Source organism: Streptomyces spinoverrucosus, assembly GCF_006539505.1.
Lineage (GTDB): Bacteria > Actinomycetota > Actinomycetes > Streptomycetales > Streptomycetaceae > Streptomyces > Streptomyces spinoverrucosus.
Map to the genome: position 1 here is coordinate 85,462 of NZ_BJND01000032.1, position 19,857 is coordinate 105,318.

General features: G+C 71.1%; 15 protein-coding genes. 3 read left to right on the top strand and 12 right to left on the bottom strand.

Annotated elements, in window-relative coordinates; translation table 11 throughout:
* Positions 1-33 precede the first annotated feature (33 nt).
* From SSP24_RS22250 to SSP24_RS22275, 6 genes are all read right to left on the bottom strand, one after another.
* Positions 34-1,314: a cytochrome P450 family protein gene (locus SSP24_RS22250; protein WP_141311444.1), complete on the bottom strand. Its 1,281-nt coding sequence runs from the start codon at positions 1,312-1,314 to the stop codon at positions 34-36.
* On the bottom strand, positions 1,311-2,381 hold the full coding sequence (locus tag SSP24_RS22255; protein WP_229865752.1) for a nucleoside triphosphate pyrophosphohydrolase: 1,071 nt from the start codon (positions 2,379-2,381) through the stop codon (positions 1,311-1,313). Before SSP24_RS22255 ends, SSP24_RS22250 begins: the two co-directional genes overlap by 4 nt.
* Positions 2,382-2,505: 124 nt before the next feature.
* Positions 2,506-3,150 (bottom strand): SurA N-terminal domain-containing protein, encoded by a 645-nt coding sequence (locus SSP24_RS22260; protein ID WP_141311445.1) that lies wholly within the window; start codon positions 3,148-3,150, stop codon positions 2,506-2,508.
* Positions 3,151-3,344: 194 nt separating this feature from the next.
* Complete coding sequence (locus SSP24_RS22265) at positions 3,345-4,829, bottom strand: serine/threonine-protein kinase (RefSeq protein WP_268255097.1); 1,485 nt, start codon at positions 4,827-4,829, stop codon at positions 3,345-3,347.
* Between the two features lie 38 nt (positions 4,830-4,867).
* The gene (locus SSP24_RS22270; protein ID WP_141311447.1) at positions 4,868-5,491 is read right to left on the bottom strand and encodes a hypothetical protein; all 624 of its coding nucleotides are present in this window, start codon (positions 5,489-5,491) and stop codon (positions 4,868-4,870) included.
* Between the two features lie 189 nt (positions 5,492-5,680).
* Positions 5,681-7,768 (bottom strand): N-6 DNA methylase, encoded by a 2,088-nt coding sequence (locus SSP24_RS22275; RefSeq protein WP_141311448.1) that lies wholly within the window; start codon positions 7,766-7,768, stop codon positions 5,681-5,683.
* Between the two features lie 300 nt (positions 7,769-8,068).
* Here SSP24_RS22275 and SSP24_RS22280 point away from each other — a divergent pair, with 300 nt between their 5' ends.
* Positions 8,069-8,809 (top strand): hypothetical protein, encoded by a 741-nt coding sequence (locus tag SSP24_RS22280; protein ID WP_141311449.1) that lies wholly within the window; start codon positions 8,069-8,071, stop codon positions 8,807-8,809.
* A gap of 3 nt (positions 8,810-8,812) precedes the next feature.
* Here SSP24_RS22280 and SSP24_RS22285 read toward each other — a convergent pair whose 3' ends face one another.
* Both SSP24_RS22285 and SSP24_RS22290 read right to left on the bottom strand, forming a co-directional pair.
* Positions 8,813-9,556, bottom strand: a complete 744-nt coding sequence (locus SSP24_RS22285) for an N-acetyltransferase (protein WP_141311450.1) — start codon at positions 9,554-9,556, stop codon at positions 8,813-8,815.
* Positions 9,557-9,632: 76 nt separating this feature from the next.
* Positions 9,633-10,349, bottom strand: a complete 717-nt coding sequence (locus SSP24_RS22290; protein WP_141311451.1) for an HNH endonuclease family protein — start codon at positions 10,347-10,349, stop codon at positions 9,633-9,635.
* Positions 10,350-10,529: 180 nt separating this feature from the next.
* Here SSP24_RS22290 and SSP24_RS22295 point away from each other — a divergent pair, with 180 nt between their 5' ends.
* Complete coding sequence (locus SSP24_RS22295) at positions 10,530-10,712, top strand: Rv0909 family putative TA system antitoxin (RefSeq protein WP_141311452.1); 183 nt, start codon at positions 10,530-10,532, stop codon at positions 10,710-10,712.
* Positions 10,713-10,865: 153 nt separating this feature from the next.
* On the opposite strand, the gene SSP24_RS22300 is transcribed toward SSP24_RS22295, so the two are convergent.
* Positions 10,866-11,774, bottom strand: a complete 909-nt coding sequence (locus SSP24_RS22300) for an SCO6745 family protein (protein ID WP_141311453.1) — start codon at positions 11,772-11,774, stop codon at positions 10,866-10,868.
* Between the two features lie 102 nt (positions 11,775-11,876).
* Here SSP24_RS22300 and SSP24_RS22305 point away from each other — a divergent pair, with 102 nt between their 5' ends.
* Positions 11,877-12,467, top strand: a complete 591-nt coding sequence (locus tag SSP24_RS22305; protein ID WP_141311454.1) for a TetR/AcrR family transcriptional regulator — start codon at positions 11,877-11,879, stop codon at positions 12,465-12,467.
* Between the two features lie 110 nt (positions 12,468-12,577).
* On the opposite strand, the gene mfd is transcribed toward SSP24_RS22305, so the two are convergent.
* From mfd to SSP24_RS22320, 3 genes are all read right to left on the bottom strand, one after another.
* Entirely contained in the window at positions 12,578-16,111 is a 3,534-nt protein-coding gene (gene mfd, locus SSP24_RS22310) for a transcription-repair coupling factor (RefSeq protein WP_141311455.1), read from the bottom strand.
* 266 nt (positions 16,112-16,377) lie between these two features.
* Entirely contained in the window at positions 16,378-18,957 is a 2,580-nt protein-coding gene (locus SSP24_RS22315; protein ID WP_141311456.1) for an ABC transporter permease, read from the bottom strand.
* Positions 18,954-19,742, bottom strand: coding sequence for an ABC transporter ATP-binding protein (locus SSP24_RS22320; protein ID WP_141311457.1), 789 nt, complete (start codon positions 19,740-19,742; stop codon positions 18,954-18,956). Before SSP24_RS22320 ends, SSP24_RS22315 begins: the two co-directional genes overlap by 4 nt.
* Positions 19,743-19,857: the final 115 nt, after the last annotated feature.

Below are 19,857 nucleotides of genomic sequence, written 5' to 3' on the forward strand. Positions count from 1 at the left end.
CCACGCCTTCGCGTCGCGCGTTCGTGCCGGTCGCTACGGAACGGCCGTGAACTCCACCGGCAACGTCCGCAGTCCCCGCATGATGAGCCCGCCGCGCCACCGCAGTTCGCCCGGATCCATCGCGAGTCGCAGGTCCGGTAGGCGGGTGAGGAGGGTGGCGAGCGCGGTCTGGCCCTCCAGGCGGGCGAGGGGCGCGCCGAGGCAGTAGTGGATGCCGTGGCCGTAGCCGAGGTGCTGGTTGTCACGGCGGGCGAGGTCGAGGGTGTCCGGGTCCGCGAACCGCTCCGGATCCCGGTCGGCGGCGGCGAGTACGACGAGTACGGGGTCGCCGGGTGCGATGTCCTGGCCGCCGATGGTGAGCGGCTGCGTGGCGAAACGCCAGGTGGCGAGCTCGACGGGGCCGTCGTAGCGGAGGAGTTCCTCGACGCCGGTTTCGAGCAGGGCGCGTTCGCCCCGGGCGAGGGACTGCTCAAGGCGGGTGCGTTGCTCGGGGTGGGTGAGGAGGGCGTAGGTGCCGTTGCCGATGAGATTCACGGTGGTCTCGAAACCGGCGAACAGCAGGATGAAGGCCATGGCCGCGGCCTCGTTCTCGGTGAGGTGCTCGCCGTGGTCGGAGGCGCGGATGAGGCCGGAGATGAGGTCCTCGCCGGGGGTGGGTTCGGCGGGGAGCGCCTCGCGCTTGCGATGGATCAGCTCGGAGAGATAGCCGCGCATCATCTTCACCGACCGCGCGACTCCGCCCCGAGGGCCCCCGCCGTGCCGGATCATCATGCCCGCCCAGTCCCGGAAGTCGTCCTGGTCCTCGCGGGGAACGCCGAGCATGTCGCAGATGGCGTAGATCGGGAGCGGGAAGGCGAACTCGTGGATGAGGTCGGCGGAGCCGTTGCGCGCGAACCGGCCGATGAGGTCGTCGGTGAGCTCCTGCACGCGCGGCGCGAACTCGGCGACACGGCGCGGTGTGAACGCCTTCGACACGAGCCGCCGCAGCCGGGTGTGGTCCGGCGGATCGATGTTGAGCAGATGCGTCATCAACTCGGCCTTGCGCTCACCTGGGATACCCGTCTTCCCCTTGGCGTGCGCGGGCTCGTCGTGATGCGCGGGATTCTTCGACAGCCGCTGGTCGGCGAGGGCCTGCTTGGCATCGGCGTAACGGGTGACCAGCCAGGCCTCCACCCCGCTGGGCAGCTTCGTCCTGTGCACGGGGGCGTGCTCGCGCAGCCAGGCGTAGGCGGGGTAGGGGTCGGTCGCGAACTCCCAGGTGAAGAGTTCGGGTGCGGGAGCGCCGTGGGCGCCGGGGTGGGGGTGGTCGGTCACTCCTCGACGGTATCCACAGTCGGGTGCGCCTCGGCGTCCTGGTGGTCCGCACGGACCTCCCGTATCGCCTCCGGGCCCACGCCTTCGGCCTCCCTGATCCCGTCCCGATACGCCCGGGCCGCCGCCCGCAGTGCCGCCTCCGGGTCCACGCCCTCCGCCTCGGCGCGTATCGCCAGCGTCAGCAGCTCGTACCCGATGCCCTCGCCCTTCGGCAGCGGCACGTCCAGTCCCGCCGAGCGCACGCGGGACGCCAGCTTCGCCGCGAGGGCCAGGCCGGGCTGGTGCAGCGGGATGCCCTCGGTCACCGAGGTCCGCTGCTTCTCCTGGGCCTTCGTGCGCAGCCAATGTTCCTTGACCTCCTCGGGGGTGGAGGCGGTCTCCTCGCCGAAGACATGCGGGTGACGGTGGATGAGCTTGGCGACGATGGTGGCCGCGACGTCGTCGATGGAGAAGGGGGTGTCCGGGTCCTCCTCGGCTATCCGGGCGTGGAAGACGACTTGGAGGAGGACGTCGCCCAGTTCCTCACGGAGTTCGTCGCGGTCGCCGTCCTCGATCGCCTCGACGAGTTCGTAGGCCTCCTCGATGCCGTACTTCGCCAGGCCCTGGTGGGTCTGCCGGGACGACCAGGGGCACTCGGCGCGGATGCGGTCCATGACCTGGACGAGGTCGAGCAGGCGGGCGCCGGGCAGGTCGTAGGAGGCGGGGAGCAGCTCCAGCTCCGGCATATGGAACCGCCCGCTGCCGGCGAGCCGCGCCAGGCCGTCCGTCAGGACCGGCTCGCCCTCGCCGGTGGCGACGACGACCACGGTCTGCCCGCCCGGGCACACGTCGACCAGTTCCTCGGCGGTCGGCGAGGCCTCCTCGACCGATATCCCCGCCTCCCGCAGATACGGCAGCTGCGGATGCGCCCCGTCCCCGCACAGCACCCGGTCCGCGGCGTGCAGGGCCTGCCACGCGGGCCAGGAGAGCAGGCCGGGGGCGACGCGGTGGCTGGTGGTGAGCAGGACGATACGGCCGGGGGCGTCCTGACCGGCGTCAGGAGTGCTGTCGAAGCTGGTTGCGTTCACGATCCGAACGTAACCCACGCCGCCGACAAGGCCGTGAGTTATCCACAGGCGGGGGTGCGATCATCGGATGAACGGCATGAGATCAGCACCTGCGCGTACCGCTACACGACCTCCGGCCGCACCGCTAGGCCGTCTGCTCGCCCTGCCCCGCCGTGACTTCCCGCACCCACGGCGTCTTCGCGTCCACGCGGCTGCTCCTCTGGACGTCCCAGCTGCCGTACCGCGGGTTGAGGTCGACGTTCAGCTTCTGGGAGGCGTCGGAGAGGGCCTTCCAGAAGGCCGGCTGGCTGGTGTCGGTGCCGAGCTTCGCGGCGAGCTTCTGGGCCTCCAGCTGGAGGCGGAGGTTCTCCTCCAGGCGCTGCGGAGCCACGCCGTACTGCTGCAACCACGTCGTCTCCAGCGCCTTCGCGCCGCCGACCTGCTCCTGAAGTCCGTCCCGCATCTCCTGGACCTCCTTGCGGGTGACGGAGATGCCGGCGTCCTGGGCGGCGCGGTGCAGCACCCGGTCGAGGACCATGCCGTGCAGGGTGTCGCGGGTCAGGCTGCCGGTCTTGGCGATCACCTGCGCGTACTGCGCCTCGTCGCCCACCGCCGCCCGCTGCGCCGCGCGCACCTCGTTGACCCGGGTCTCCAGCTGCGCCACGGTGATCCGCTGACCGCCGACGACGGCCGCCGCGCCCGGATGCGCGTCGTTTCCGCAGGCGGTCAGGACGGGGGCCGCCGCGATCGCGGCGGACAGGAGGAGCGCGGTGCGGCGACGGCGGTGCAAGGGAGCCTCCCGAGGAGATTGCAATAACAGGTGCGGCGCGTAGCGCCTCCACCAGGGGTGGTGGTCGGGTGACGGGCGGGCGCACAAGGTCTTGCGGTGATCGATGGTAGGCAGCAGCCCAGCTTTGGCCAACCCATTCGACCAACGATTCACCAGGACTTCGGGCACCGCCGCGCCACCCGACCCCAGGGGGACTACCCGCGCACCTGTCCCAACCACTGCAACGTCCGCCGCACCTCCACCGCCAGCGGATGCCCCGGCCCGTTCAGCCGTTCGACGTCGTGCAGCAGTCGCACCAGCGTGTCGTGCGCGGCGGAGCGGTCGCCGAGGGCGAGCAGGAGGTGCCCCATGCGGCGGCGGACGTCGTGGGCGAGCTCGGGGTCGCCGGAGACGTACAGGTTCTCGTAGTACGGCAGCAGCGCCCGGTACGCCGCCAGCGCCGACGCCGGTTCGCCGAGCTGTTCGAGGCACTGGGCGGCCTCGTAGCGGAACCGCAGGGCCTGCGGGTCTGCCTGGCCGGCCTCGGCGGCGCGTTCGTCGGCGAGGCGGCGCAGTTCGGGCAGCGCGCGCCGGTACTGGCCGTCGTCCATGAGCGTGGCGGCGTACTGCTTGCGCAGTGTGCGCACCACCGGGGAGTGCTCGCCGTGCTGCTCGGCCGCGGTCGGCAGGATCGCGCCGAGGATGTCGACGGCCTGGGTGATACGGCCCTCCCTGAGGAGGCGTTTGACCTCGTCGACGGCGCTCGCGACGTCCGGCTTCCCGACGACCGGCGCCACGGGGGCGGGCTGGGGCGCGGGCGTGCGCGCGCGGTCCGGCCAGGGGGCGTGCGGGCGCAGGAAGGGGCGCGTGGGGTTGAGGGGTGCACCGCTGGGGGTCCCACGCTCGGGCAGCAGCAGCGCCAGGTCCTCGTACACCTCCTGCGCGGATCCCGGCCGGTGCTGCGGGTCCTTGGCGAGCAACCGCAGGACCAGGGCTTCGAGCGCCTCGGGAACCTCGGGGCGGATCCGGCGCACGGGCAGCGGGGGCTCGTACAGGTGCCGGTGCAGCACCCCGAGCGCCGTGGAGCCCGCGAAGGGGACCTCGCCACTGAGGAGTTCGTGCAGCAGTACGCCGAGCGCGTACAGGTCCGTGTACGGGCCGACGGCGCCGCCCATGGCCTGCTCGGGCGCCATGTACGCGGGCGAGCCGATCGGCGAGCCGGTGTGCGTCAGGCGGGTGGTGTCGGTGTCCATGACCGAGGCCACGCCGAGGTCGAGAACCGTGACCGTGCCGTCCTGCTTCACCATCACGTTGCGCGGCTTGAGGTCGCGGTGCACGATCGGCACGGCGTGCACGGCGCTCAGTACGGCGCACAGTTGCGCCGCTACCGCGACCGCCCACTGCCACGGGTACGGGTCGTGCTCGGCGAGATGGTCGGAGAGGTCGGCGCCGTCGACGTACTGCATGACGAGGAACAGCTCCTCGCCCTCGCTGCCCGCGTCGTGCACGGTCACCAGCCCCGGGTGGTCGACCTGCGCGGTCACCCGGCATTCGCGCTCGAAGCGCCGCCGCAGTTCGTCGGCCTCCTGTCCGGCCACCTTGTCGGGGCGCAGCAACTTCACCGCCACGCGCCGGTCCAGCCGCTGGTCGTACGCCGTCCAGACCTGGCCCATGCCGCCCTGCCCGATGAGCGTGGCCAGTTCGTAGCGGCCGGCGACGACACGTCCTGTCGTCACGGTCACCTTCCGCCCTCGTGTTCGCCGTCGCGCTGACCGCCCTGTTTACGCAGGTAGTCGCTGAGCTCGTCCAGTTCGGCCCGCACCTGGTCGATACGCGCGGGCGCGGGGCGCTGCGGGGGCGGGGTGGGTATCGGGGGGCGCGCGGTGGTGGGCTGGGGTGTGTGCGAGGTGGGCGGGTTGTGGGGCGTCCGCGGCGCGGTGGTCCCGGTGGTGTACGGCGTCGGCGGCTGCGGGTAGCCGTACGCCGGGGTCGGCCCCGGCGCGTACCCGCTGCCGTAGCGGAGCTGGTGGAAGTGGCGTATCTCCGCGGCGAGGTAGTACGCGATCACCGCCACCAGCGTGCCCAGCAGCAGCGTGACGCCGGTCCAGCCGCCGGCGGTGTGGATCTCCTCGCCAGGTTCCGTGCCGAGCAGCACGATGGCGAGGATGTCGATGGCCAGCACGGCCACGAACAGGCCCCAGTCCAGCGACTTGCGCGTGACGATGGCCAGGCGCAGCAGCATCGTCCAGGTCAGGAACCCAAGGCTGAGGATGGAGATCACCACGAACAGCACACGCATGAGCACCAGCCACGCCGTCGCGGGCGGCTGCTTCACCGGCTGCGGGTAGCCGTGGCCATGCATGACTGCTCCTGGTGCCTGAAGTGCGCGTACCGAGTCGACCGGCGTCGGGCAACGCCAGTCGTGTGATGGTCGCTTCGAGCGTATAGGCCGACACCGACAACCGGTCCCGGGTTGTACCGAACCGTTGTCACTCTGATCACTCTGATCACTTCGTACGACTCGTGCGGCGTGGCGGGGCGAGCGGGGCGATCATTCGGGCGCGACGGCGCCGTCCGTCAGGCCGTCGTACATCCCGCGTACGAGTTGCTCCCCGAGCCGGCTCGCATGCCTGAGCGCCCGCTCGAACTCGTCCAGGGCGCGGAACCGGGCGCCGTAGCGCCGCTGTTCGTCGAGCGCGAGCCGAGGCAGTTGCAGACGGCGCACGTCGAGGCGGGTGGCCGTGGAGGCGTAACTGCTGGCCTGGCGGTTGTTGGCGGTGCCGCGCAGGAACCCGGCGAGGAACCACGGATCGAGCGCCGTGGGATCGGGGCGCAGCAGGACGAGGTTGCGCCCCAGGGCGGCGCCCCCCGTCGCCTCGTCGATGACGCGCGCCACCGCGCCCCCACCGAGCACCGGCACGACGACGTCCCCGGCCTCCGTCAGCACGGCCTCCTCGTCGCTCTCGGGCAGCGTCCCGGAGGGTGCGGTTCCGGCGAGGACGTCGTGGTCGGTGAGCACGGACACACGCGCGTGGCCGCCGTTTCCACCGGTACGCATCACCAGCGCGCCCCCGCGCGCGAGTTCGCCGACGGTGGTGAGCGGCCAGCGCGCGGGCGGTGCGGTGTGCGGGGGCGGCGGGGTGAGGTCCGATGTCAGCCGGAGGGTTTCGCCGAGGCGCTCGCGCACCGCTGTGAGCTGCTCGGCACCGTCGGCCGCGGTGGGCGGCGGCAGGTGCCGGGCCGGGGCGAAGTCGACGTCGTCGTCCAGCAGTTCGATGACCGGCACGGAACGCGCCAGCCCCGGCCGCTCCGCGAACGTGCCCGCCCGGTCGAAGTCCCGCCAGGCGCCGAGCACGGCGTCGCGCACGGCCCGCCAGTCGGGACCGCCGCGCCCCTCGGTCGCGAACTGCCCCGCGTCGGCCAGCAACACCTCCGGCTGCGCGGGCGCCTTCTCGGGCCTGCGCAGCACCCACAGGTGGAGGGGGATGTTGTACGGCGGTGCCGCCCCGACCGGCAACGCGATGACAGCGCGCAGGGCGCCGCGCCGCAGCAGATCGGCGCGGATACGGCGGCCGGAGCGGCGGGATGCGGCGGCGGGCGGCATCAGCAGCACGGCGGTGCCGCCGTCCCTCAGCCGGGCGAGCGCATGCTGCACCCAGGCCAGCTCGGACTCGGTACGCGCGGGGAAGCCGTACTCCCACCGGGGGTCGTACGCCAGTTCGTCATGCCCCCAGTTGCGCTCGTTGAACGGCGGATGGCACAGGACGACGTCGGCGCGCAGCTCGGGGTAGGCGTCGGCCCGCAGGGTGTCGCCCACGGCACCGCGGACTGTGGCCCGACCGTGCAACGCGAGCCGGAGCGCGGTGAGCGCGGCGAGCTCGGGGGCGTTGTCCTGGGCGTACAGCTCCTGGTCGGGGGCGGTGGCGACGGCGCGGAGCAGGGCGCCGGTGCCGCAGGCGGGGTCGAGGACGGTGCGGGCGGGGCCGGCGAGGTCGGCCATGAGGCGGGCGAGGTCGGTGGGGGTGAGCGTGTACTGGCGGGGGTTGGCGTCGAGGTGCCGGCCGAGCAGGAACTCGAAGGTCTGACGGGCGCCCAGCTCGGCGGCGAGTTCGGCGGTGCCGCGGAGGAGGGGGGCGGAGGGGAGGAGGGCGGGGCCGTTGGGGGTGTGAACGGCGGGGCTGGTGTTCACGGGGAGCGGGGCGTTCACACCGGCCGACCTTGCCGCGCCACCGTGAACCTGTCGCCCACCGAACCGAGGCACGATCACCTGCTCCAACGCCCCCGGCAACATCGCCGCCAGCCGCTCATCGGAACCGGCGCTCACCTCCAGCCACACCGTGGGCCGGTCATGGATGAGCAGCAGTACACAGCCGGCGTGCGTGAGCGCGACGACCGGACCCTCGGGGTGACCTGCGATGTGCTGCCAGACCCGTTCCCGTAGCGGGACTTCGGCGAGTTTGCCCTGGTGGCGCAGCCAGGCCTCGACTTCGGCGAGGGCGAAGGAGGGGCTGGTCTCGGTACCGCCGACCGGTTTGGGGAAGTCGGCGTGGCGGCGCCGCCAGTTGCTCACGGCGGCCCGGCCGACGCCGGCGAGCCGGGCGATTCCGGCGGCGGTCACCTCTGTCGCGTTGTCCTGCACCCGCCCGACTCCCCTCGTCCGGTGCCCATCCGGTGCTCATCCGGTGTGTGACGCCGAGCATAGCGGCGCTGCGGAAGATCCATGCGTTCACGGCGTGTACTTCACTTGCTCTGTGAATCGTGTTGACTCGGTTCACAACCTCTGCTCTTATTGACCTCGCGAACGGACCGACCGCCAAACCGGCGGGAGTCGGCAGCGGCGTCGCGCGCGCCCCGCATCCCCATGCACCGCCACCTCTCCGCAACACCCGCCACCAGCGCGTCTCACCACGCGTCCGCTCATCACCACCAAGGAACTCTCATGCGCCGAACTACTCTTGCCGCCCTCTGCCTCGCCGCCACCACCGCTGTCGGCCTCACCGGCTGTCTGCCCGGCCAGGACAAGGCGGACAGCAAGCCGGAACCGTTCGCCGGGCTGACCGGCGGTGAGATCGCCGACCGGGCCGTCGAGGCCACGACCGCAGCCTCGTCGCTGCGCGTGACCGGTGACGTCCCCGACGACGAGACCGGCGGCACGATCCACCTGGACATGGCCCTGAACAAGCGGAACGAGTGCGCCAGCACCATGCGCATGGGTGAGGGCAAGGCCGATCTGATCAAGACGGGCGACACCATCTACATGCGGTACGACGAGGCGTTCCTGCGCGCCCAGAGCGAGGGCGAGGCAGAGGCGGACGTCGACGCGGTGGTGGACATGCTGGCCGGGAAGTGGACGAAGACGTCCGCCACGGGTGAGGACGCCAAGGACATCGCGAGCTTCTGCGACCTGGACACGATGCTCGGCGGCGCCGAGGACGTGAACTCGGACGCGGCCCGCGGAAAGACCACCACCGTCGACGGCACACCGGCGATCATCCTGCGGGAGAAGGATGGCAAGGACCGTTACACGGTGTACGTCGCCACCAAGGGCAAGCCGTATCTGCTGCGCGTCGACAGCACGTCGGCCGGCGACCGGGGCACCCTCACGTTCAGCGACTACGACGAGCCGGTCCCGGCACAGAAGCCCTCCGGCGAGATCCTGGACATCGACAAGCTGGGCTAAGCCTCAAAGGGCGTGCCGCATCCACACGTTGGGCTCGACATACACCGCGTACCGGTGCTCCGGTTCGCACCGCACCGGTACCAGTGCCCCGGGTACCTCGATGTCGCCCGCCGTGTCGAAGGGCAGCCCGGTCCAGCGGCGCCAGTCCTCCAGCGGGGCGGCCACCGTCATCGACGCCGGTGCCACGGAGTGGAGCGTGGCACCGGCTCGGGCGTGCACGCGCAGCCAGGGGTCGTGCGGGAGCCCGTCGGGGCGCAATCGGCGGGCGTACTCCTCCATCGGCGTACGGGGTTCGAGGTGCTTGGCGCTGGGGCGGACTGGAGCGACGACCTCGCGGAAGCCGAGGGCGCTGGCGTTGTCGCGCATCGCCGCGAGCATCCGGCCCGACAGGCCGAGGCCCTGGGCGTGCGGGGCGACGACGATCGAGATGGCGCTGACCGTGTCGGGGCGGACTCCGTGGCGCAGGTCGGAGAACGCCCACACCAGCACCTCGTCCCAGCCCCGGCCGGGCAGTTCGCCGCGACCGTCGACGGCGAGCGCGAAGGGAACGCTGTGCGCGTGCGCGACGACCTCACCGTGCTCGTCCTGGGCGAACTGCACGTACTGCGGCAGTTCGGCGGCGATCCGCGGGTAATGGGCGTTGCCCACGGGGTTGTTGACGACGAACTCCGGCCAACTGTCGGCCATATCGAGCACTTGGTCGACCATGTCAGGCCGCTCGGCGAGGCTCGATATCTTCAGCTCCATACGTCAACGCTAAGCGGCGGTCCTGCTCCGGCGGAACGGATTTTCTCCCGGGCGCGCCCCCCTGCCCCGCCCCGCCTCAGTCCGCGTGGAAGCGGGGCGGCGCCTGCGTGGGGTTGCCGCCAGTGGGCAGCCGTTGGCCGGGGCAGTCGGAGAGGACCCTCGTCATCGCGGACTTCTCGGCGGACGTCACCCACAGCCCGTACTTCTTCTTCACGGCGACCTGCGCGGCGACGTACACGCAGCGGTACGACCGGTTGGGCGGCAGCCAGGTCGCGGTGTCACCGTCGCCCTTGGCGCGGTTGGTGCTCGCGTCGACGGCGATGAGGTTGAGGGGGTCGTTGGCGAAGGCTATGCGCTTGCTGGGGTCCCACTGCTGGGCGCCCTTCTGCCAGGCGTCGGAGAGGGCGACCACGTGGTCGATGTCCACTTGGCTGCGGCCACGCACGAAGGTGACGTCCTTGCCGGTGTAGGGGTCGGGGTCCAATGTGCCGGAGGCCACCTTGCAGCTGCCGTCGCTGAACTCCGCGTCGTCGAGGTCCCGTTTGAGTATGTCGTCGCGGGTGTCACAGCTGTTTGAGTCGGTGTCCGCCCAGGGTGAGCCGAATCGGTCCCGGTCGTACCCCGTCTTGGGCGCACGTCCCTTCACGGGCAGTGACTCCGCGGCAGCGAGGGCCGCGCTCCCGCCGGTCGTCCCCTCCGGTCCACCGGTGCCGGTGGTCTGCTCCGTGCAGCCGGCCACGGCGAACAGCGCTGCAGCCGCAGCGGCGGCCGCGGCCCCCGTCCTCAGACGCATCACCGTGCGCCCCTCCCCTTGCCTTGCTTGTTCCGCCGTGCGTTCCGCCCGGGCACGGGCGGGTTGTGCCTGACGCTCACGGTAGCGGCCGAGAGGTCCAGACCATAGAGGTCCAAACACGGCATACTTCGCTTCTGCGGCGTATCGTCGGTTCTGAGTCACCTCCGGAAGGAGCTCTGGATGGGCATCTTCGACAGGTTCAAGAACAAGGCGGCGCAGGACAAAGCCCGGAAAATGTCCGATGCCGCGGAGAAGAAGGCCAACGAGAGGACGGGCAACAAGTACGAGGGCCAGGTCGACGCCGCCCAGCAGAACATCGAGGGCAGGCTCGGCATGGACCGCGACAAGCCCGAGCAGCAGTAGGCCGGAGACTCACGGAGGACACTTGGCCGACCGCGTGGGGCATGACGGATGCCCCTGCGGCGGCTCGCTGAGCCATCTGGGAACAGAGGCCGTCCGCGGCGCCCACCATCCGCGGGCGGCCTTCCTTCTTTTGCCTGAGACCCTTGTTTTACCTCAGACCTTCCCAATACCCAGCGTCGTCTCCGACGGCAGCAGGCCCGAACCGATGACCGTGACCCAGTAGTCGCCGAGCAGTTCGGCAAGGCGGGCGGTGGAGTCGGGGCCGAGGGAGTTCCAAGGGCCGGCTGCCAGTTGGTCGGTGTGGTGCTCGACCTGGTGGCGCAGGGCTCGGCCCGCCTCCGTGGCCGTACCGTCCTCGCAAATCAGCCCTCGCGCGGCCAGGCGTTCGCGTGCGGCCGCCCACTCGTCGGCGCTCCAGCCGCGGCTCGCGAAGCGTTCGACGGAGGCGGCGCCTATCGCGGCGAAGGACACGAGGGCCTCTGCCGGATCGAGGCCGGCGATGAGCAGAGCGGCCAGGTGGCCGTCGCCGCGGTGTTCGCGCAGGATCGTCGCCGCGTGCCACAACTGAAGGTGCGGGGCGTCCGGCCAGGCCAGCGCGGCGTTGGCCGCGGCGAGCGGGCGGCCCGCCGTGTTCGCCGCCTCGGCCGCACGCCGGGCGAGGGCGGCGGCCTCCGCCAGGCCGGGGCTGTCCACACGGTCGCCGAACAGCGTCCGGTACGCCCGGTCGACCGCCCGCTGCCGCGCCGCCAGCACGGACTCGGGGCTCGCGACCGTCCACGCACGGTCGATGTGCTCGGCGACCATGCCGGGGGCGAAGCTGTAGAAGGCGGAGGCCACGGCGCGGCTGCCGACCGGGCCCAACGGCGCGGCGCGGAAGGGGAAGTAGCTCGGCCAGCGTTCCTCGGTGGCGTATCCGAGCGCGGCGGCCTCCTCGAACGCCTCCGGCGCGTAGTACAGCACCGCGTGCAGCGGCTCCAGCAGATGCCAGAGCTGGCGTACCCGCGCGGGCTCGACACCCCCGCTCGACTCCGTCGCGGCCACCTCATCGGCGTACTTCGACATGACACGACCCCCGTCCCACTCACACCCACAACTTGACACTGACAAGATTGCCCGACCGCCCATCAACTTGTCAATGCCTAGATCGTGCGTACGCTGCTGACCATGACCGAAAAGACCGACGGGGCCACGAAGACCCCTCGCCCCTACCACCACGGCGACCTACGCCGCGCCATCCTCACCGCCGCGCTCGACGTCATCGCCGCCGACGGGCCCTTCGCGCTGAGCCTGCGTGACCTCGCCCGTCGCGCCGGGGTCTCGCACGCAGCCCCGGCCCACCACTTCAAGGACCGCACCGGCCTGCTCACGGCCATCGCCGCGGAGGGTTTCGGGCTGCTCGCGCAGACAATCAGGGACGCGGCCGACCTCAAGGACGCAGGCGTGCGCTACGTCCGCTTCGCCCGCGAGCATCCCGCGCATTTCCAGGTGATGTTCGCCCCCGACCTGCTGCGCGCCGACGACCTCGAACTCACCACCGCCCGCGCCCTCGCCGGTGACGCCCTGCGCGAGGCCGTCACCGCCGTGAACCCCGAGAACCGCGGCACCGACGCCCGCCTCGCCGGTATCGCCGCCTGGTCCCTGGCCCACGGCTTCGCCACGCTGCTCCTCGGTCGCAATCTCGACGACCCGGTGGGCGACCGGGACCCCGAGGAGGTGTTCCGGACGCTGGCGACGATGCTCTTCCGCTCCGCCTGACCGCAGGGGCCTCGCCACTGAGGCACCCGGCCCGGCCGCCGCTCGGCGAGCCCCACGCCCACCGAGCCCCGCGACCGCCGAGCCCTGCGACCACCAACCCCTACGACCCCCTACGACCCCAGAATCGACGCCAGGAACTCCCCGACCCAGCCCAGCAACTCCCGCCCGACCAGCGGCTTCCCGCCCACCTTCGCCGTCTTCGGACGCGGCACCAGCACCTGGTGCACCGCCGGCTTGATGACCGTCCCCGGGTACAGCCGCTTGACCCGCAGTTCCTGCGACTCCCGCAACTCCACCGGCGCGAAGCGGATGTTGTTCCCCTGGAGCACGATCTCGCCCACGCCGCACGCGCGCGCGAGCATGCGCAGGCCCGCCACCAGGAGCAGGTTCTCCACCGGCTCGGGCAGCTTGCCGTACCGGTCGACGAGTTCCTCCCGTACGGCCTTGATGTCCTCCTCGGAATTGGCGGAGGCGATCGAACGGTAGGCCTGGAGGCGCAGCCGCTCGCCCGGCGCGTAGTCGTGCGGGACGTGTGCGTCGACCGGCAGTTCGATCTTGACCTCGAGCGGCGGCTCCTCCTCGATCTCGCCGGTCTCCAGCTGCCGCCGGTAGTCCGCGACCGCCTCGCCGACCATCCGGACATACAGGTCGAAGCCGACGCCCGCGATGTGGCCGGACTGTTCGCCGCCGAGGAGGTTTCCGGCGCCGCGGATCTCCAGGTCCTTCATGGCCACGTACATGCCCGCGCCCATCTCCGTGTGCTGGGCGATGGTGGCGAGCCGCTCGTGGGCGGTCTCGGTCAGCGGCTTCTCCGGCGGGTACAGGAAGTACGCGTACCCGCGCTCGCGCCCACGCCCGACGCGCCCGCGCAGCTGATGCAGCTGCGACAGACCGAAGGTGTCCCCTCGTTCAACGATCAGTGTGTTCGCGTTGGAGATGTCGATGCCGGACTCGACGATCGTCGTCGACACCAGTACGTCGAACTTCTTCTCCCAGAAGTCGACGACGACCTGCTCCAGCGCCGACTCCGACATCTGCCCGTGCGCCGTGGCGATGCGCGCCTCGGGGACGATCTCACGCAGCCGGGCGGCGGCGCGGTCGATGGACTCCACCCGGTTGTGGATGTAGAAGACCTGGCCCTCGCGCAGCAGCTCGCGGCGGATGGCCGCGCCGATCTGCTTCTCCTCGTAAGGGCCGACGAAGGTCAGCACCGGGTGCCGTTCCTCCGGCGGGGTGGTGATCGTGGACATTTCGCGGATGCCGGTGACCGCCATCTCCAGCGTGCGCGGGATCGGGGTGGCGGACATCGTCAGTACGTCGACGTTGGCGCGCAGCTTCTTCAGCTGCTCCTTGTGCTCGACGCCGAACCGCTGCTCCTCGTCGACGATGACCAGCCCCAGGTCCTTGAACTTCGTCTCCGAGGAGAACAGGCGGTGCGTGCCGATGACGATGTCCACCGAGCCCTCGCGCAGGCCCTCCAGGGTCGCCTTGGCCTCGGTGTCGGTCTGGAACCGGGACAGCGCCTTCACACTCACCGGGAACTGCGCGTACCGGTCGCTGAACGTCCCGAAGTGCTGCTGCACCAGAAGCGTCGTCGGTACCAGGACCGCCACCTGCTTGCCGTCCTGTACGGCCTTGAAGGCGGCCCGGACCGCGATCTCCGTCTTGCCGTAGCCGACGTCGCCGCAGATCAGACGGTCCATCGGGACCGACTTCTCCATGTCCTCCTTGACCTCGGCGATGGTCGTCAGCTGGTCGGGCGTCTCCGCGTACGGGAAGGCGTCCTCCAGCTCGCGCTGCCACGGAGTGTCCGGCGCGAAGGTGTGCCCGGGTGCCGCCATGCGCGCGCTGTACAGCTTGATGAGGTCCGCCGCGATCTCTTTGACGGCCTTCTTCGCGCGTGCCTTGGTCTTGGTCCAGTCGGCGCCGCCGAGCCGGTGCAGCGTCGGGGCCTCGCCGCCGACGTACTTGGTGATCTGCTCCAGTTGGTCGGTGGGGATGTACAGGCGGTCGCCGGGCTGGCCGCGCTTGGCGGGGGCGTACTCCACCACCAGGTACTCGCGGGTCGCGCCCTGCACGGTGCGCTGCACCATCTCGATGTAGCGGCCCACGCCGTGCTGCTCGTGGACGATGTAGTCGCCCGCCTCCAGGGTGAGCGGGTCGATGGTCTTGCGGCGGCGGGCGGGCATGCGGGCGCCGTCGCGGCCGGCTGCCTTCTGGCCGGACAGGTCGGTCTCGGTGAGCACGGCGAGCCTGAGGGTCGGGTCGACGAAGCCGTGGTCGATCGAGCCGCACGCCACGTGCACCACGGACGGGGAGATCTCCCCCAGGTCGGCCTCCAGCCGGGCCGCGATGCCCTCACCGCCGAGCACCTCGACCGTACGGGCGGCCGGGCCGTGGCCCTCGGTGACGAAGACCGTGCGCCAGCCGTCGGCGAGCCACCCCTTGGTGTCGGCGAGCGCCTTGGCGGTGTCGCCGCGGTAGGTCTCGGGGGCGTGCATGCCGAGCTTGAGGGTGGCCGCGTCGAGCTCCTCGTCGGCGGCGAACGGCGACACCGACCACCACATCATGTCCAGCTCACGCGCCCGGTCGCGGACGTCCGCGATGGACCACAGGGAGGCCGCGTCGACGTCGATCGGCGCCTCGCCACCACCGGCGGTGGCCGCCCAGGAGGCCTGCAGGAACTCCTGCGAGGTCGCCACGAGATCCGCGGCACGCGTGCGGACCCGCTCCGGATCGCATACGACGGCCATGGCGCCCTTGGGCAGTACGTCGAGCAGCAGCTCCATGTCGTCGACGAGGACCGGCGCGAGCGACTCCATGCCCTCCACGGCGATGCCCTCGGCGATCTTGCCGAGCAGCTCGCCGAGCTCGGGGTGCTCTTCGGCGAGGGCACGCGCGCGTGCCCGTACGTCGTCGGTGAGCAGCAGCTCACGGCAGGGCGGGGCCCACAGGCCGTGCTCGGCGACTTCGAGGGAGCGCTGGTCGGCGACCTTGAAGTAGCGGATCTCCTCGACGTCGTCGCCCCAGAACTCGATGCGCAGGGGGTGTTCCTCGGTGGGCGGGAACACATCGAGGATCCCGCCGCGTACGGCGAACTCGCCCCGCTTCTCGACCAGCTCCACGCGCGCGTACGCGGCGGCGGCGAGGGCGTCGACGACCTGGTTCAGGTCGGCGGTCTGCCCCGTCCTCAGCGCCACCGGCTCCAGGTCGCCCAGGCCCTTGACCTGCGGCTGCAGCACGGACCGGATGGGTGCCACGACGACCGAGACCGGGCCGGTCTCGGGGTCGTCGGGGCTGGGGTGGGCCAGCCTGCGCAGCACGGCGAGGCGGCGGCCCACGGTGTCGCTGCGCGGGCTCAGCCGCTCGTGCGGGAGCGTCTCCCATGCCGGGTACTCCACGACGCCGTCCGGCGGCAGCAGCGACCGCAGGGCCGCCGCCAAGTCCTCCGCCTCGCGTCCGGTCGCCGTCACCGCCAGCACCGGGCGGCCGCTCTCACGGGCCAGCGCGGCGACCGCGAAGGGGCGGGCCGCCTGGGGGCCGACCAGGTCGACGTGCATCCGGTTGCCGTCCGTGACCGCCTTGATCGCTTCCGCGAGTGCGGCGTCCTTGACGACGGCGTCGAGCAGACCGTGCAGGCTCATGGGGGGCTTTCCGTCCGGGATGGCAGGGGTCTGATGTCAGGGGCTGGCTCGGGGCAGGGGTGGGCAACGCGAACCACCCGACACGCGGGGCGGGCCGGGGGTCTCCAGAGTACGTCGCCGTCGCGGATGTCACTCTCCTGGCCGACCCACACCTCGGATCAGGAGGGCGACGCCCCGCTGCCGCGCGCATGCAGCGGGCCCGGCGCCGTGAGTCCCCCAAGACTCCTCGACGCCGGGCCCTCCCCCGCAACCCCCGTATGCGGTGGCTACTCGGTGGCGATGGCGTTGAGGACGTTCATGCGGCCCGCCCGGAAGGCCGGTATAAGGGCAGCGAACAGGCCCACGAAAGCAGAGCCGACGAACACCGCGCCGATGGTCGGCCACGGGATCTCCAGCACGTTCAGCCCCTCCAGGGCGAGCAGCTGCTGCGCCGTTGCGCCCCAGCCCATGCCCAGCCCCAGGCCCAGCAGGGCACCGAAGAGGGCGATCACGACCGACTCGAGGCGGATCATCCGGCGCAGCTGCCGGCGTGAGAGCCCGATCGCCCGCATCAGGCCGATCTCCCGGGTCCGCTCGACCACCGACAGGGCGAGCGTGTTCACGACGCCGAGGATCGCGACGATGATCGCGAGGGCCAGCAGGCCGTAGATCATGTTGAGCAGCTGCCCGATCTGGTCCTTCAGGGCCTCCTTGTAGTCGGTCTGGTCCCGGACGCTGTACTGCGGGTAGTCGTCCAGCGCCGCCTTCAGCGCCGTGTACGCCGCCGTCTCCTGGCCGTCCTTCGCCGAGGCGAAGAGCAGCGTGTCGAGTGGCATCTTGTCCGCCGGGACGTAGTTGGCGAGGGTGTCGATCGACGTGTACATCGCGCCCTGGTCGATCACCGCGTCGCTGCTGGTGATCGCGCGGACCGTCAGCTGGGCGGTGGAGCCGCCCTCGAAGGCAACGGCGATCTTGGAGCCGAGGCTGATGCCGTGGTCCTTGGCGTACTCCTCGTGCACGGACATCGAGTCGGGCCGGTAGGCGTCGGCGAGGTTGCCCGCGACGGTCTCGACCCGCAGGTCCTGCGCGTACGTCGGGTCGGCGGCCGTGATGGCGGTGTCCTTGGACGTCTTGCCGTCAGGGGTGGTGAAGTCGGCCTTCGTCCACTTGTACTCGGTGACGCGGTCCACGCCGTCGGCCGCCTTCACGGCCTCGACCGCCTGCGGCGTGATCAGCTGGCCGCTGTCGGACTGCACGATGAAGTCCGTACCGACGCTCTTGTCGAGCTCCTCCGTCGCCGAGGCGACCATCGACGAGCCGACCACCGACAGGCACGCCACCAGCGCCAGCCCGATCATCAGCGCGGCGCCCGTGGCGCCCGTACGGCGCGGGTTGCGCAGCGCGTTGCGCTCGGCCATCCGGCCGACGGGGCCGAACATCCGCAGCACGATCGCGCCGAGCACCCGGACCACCGCGCCCGCCAGCAGCGGACCGATGACGACAAAGCCGATCAGCGACAGCACCACGCCCGCGCCCAGCCACAGGGCACCCTCGCTCGCCTTGTCGGCGGCGGCCGCCAGGTACAGCCCGAATCCGCCCGCGCCCGTCAGCAGCACGCCGAGCACGGCGCGGACGACGCCCGCCTTGGCGTCGGCCGGGGCGCCCGCGTCGCGCAGCGCGGCCATCGGGGAGACCTTGCCGGCGCGGCGGGCCGGGAGGTACGCGGCCAGGACGGTGACCACGACACCCAGGACGAGGCCGATCACCGGGGTGGTCCACACGACCGTCAGGTCGTCCGTCGAGAGATTCATGCCCATAGCGCCCATGAGCTTCATCAGCCCCACCGCGAGCCCCACGCCCGCGCCGACGCCCAGCACGGAGCCGACGAGGCCGAGCAGCAGCGCCTCGATCAGCACCGAGCGGTTGACCTGCTTGCGGCTCGATCCGATCGCCCGCATCAGGCCGATCTCCCGGGTGCGCTGGGCGACCAGCATGGAGAAGGTGTTGATGATCAGGAAGACGCCGACGAGGAAGGCGATCCCGGCGAAGCCGAGCATCGCGTACTTGATGACGCCCATGAACTCCTGGACGTCCGCGGCGTTGGCGTCCGCGACCTCCTTGGCCGTCTGCACCTTGTAGCCGCCGTCGAGCGCGGTGGCGACGTTCTTCTTCAGCTGGGCGTCGCTGACGCCGGCCGCGGCGGTGACGTTGACGTTGGTGTACACCCCGGTCTCACCGACCAGGGTCTGCTGGGCGGTCTTCGTGTCGAGGTAGAAGAGCGCGGCGCCGGGGTTGGTGACGTTGAAGTCGGCGATGCCGGAGACCTTCGCCCGGTGCGTGCCGACCGCGGTGATGATGCCGATCTCGTCGCCCAGCTTCAGGCCGTGCTTGTCGGCGGTGTCCGCGTCGACCATCACCTGGTCGGCGCCCTTGGGCGCGGAACCGGAGGTGATCTCCATGGTCCGGGCGTCGTTGCCGTTCCAGTTGCCGACGATGGTCGGCCCGCCGTTGGTCGGGGAGAGGCTGTCCTTGTCGGCGTCGACGACGGTCACCGACGTCGAGAAGACCGTCCCCTCCGCCGACTTCACGCCGTCCGCCTTGACGACCTCGTCGACGACGGAGGCCGGCATGACCGGCGGCTTGCCGTTGTCCGCGGTGGTCTCGCCGGTGTCCGACGAGTCCTTGGCGCTGACCGTGACGTCCGAGGCGGTGGCCGCGAACAGCTTGTCGAAGGTCGTGTTCATCGTGTCGGTGAACACCAGCGTGCCGCACACGAACGCCACGGACAGCAGCACGGCGACGGCCGACAGGGCCATGCGGCCCTTGTGCGCGAGGAAGTTGCGCATGGAGGTCTTCAGCACGGTCATGACGTGCGCCCCCGGGCGTCGAAGTCCTTCATGCGGTCCAGGACGGCGTCGGCCGTCGGACGGTACATCTCGTCGACGATCCGGCCGTCGGCGAGATACAGCACGCGGTCCGCGTACGACGCGGCCACCGGGTCGTGCGTGACCATCACGATGGTCTGCCCCAGCTCGTCCACGGACCGGCGCAGGAAGCCCAGCACTTCGGCGCCCGCGCGCGAGTCGAGGTTTCCGGTCGGCTCGTCACCGAAGATGATCTCCGGCCGTGCGGCCAGCGCCCGCGCCACGGCGACGCGCTGCTGCTGACCGCCGGAGAGCTGTGTCGGCCGGTGCTTGAGCCGCCCGGCGAGCCCGACGGTGTCCACGACCCGGTCCAGCCACGCCTTGTCGGGCTTACGGCCGGCGATGTCCATGGGCAGCGTGATGTTCTCTATCGCGTTCAGCGTCGGCAGCAGGTTGAACGCCTGGAAAATGAACCCGATCCGGTCCCGGCGAAGCTGCGTCAGCTTCTTGTCCTTCAGGCCGGTGATCTCGGTCTCGTCGAGGTAGATCTGCCCGCTCGTGACGGTGTCGAGCCCGGCCAGGCAGTGCATCAGCGTGGACTTGCCGGATCCGGACGGGCCCATGATGGCGGTGAACTGCCCGCGGGCGATGTCCACGTCGACATGGTCGAGGGCGACGACGCGGGTCTCCCCGGCCCCGTATGCCTTGACGACCTGCCGCGCCCGCGCGGCAACGGCCGTACGCTCTCCAGTGCCCCCGTGCCTGGGAATGGTTACAGCCGATGTCACCGTATGTCTCCTATGTCGGTCATGAGTTGGCTCGTAAGGACCCGTACTGGCCGTACTGGCTCATGGCTCGTACTGAGTCGTGCGAACTGGTACGTCGATGAGTCTCGCGGCAGGA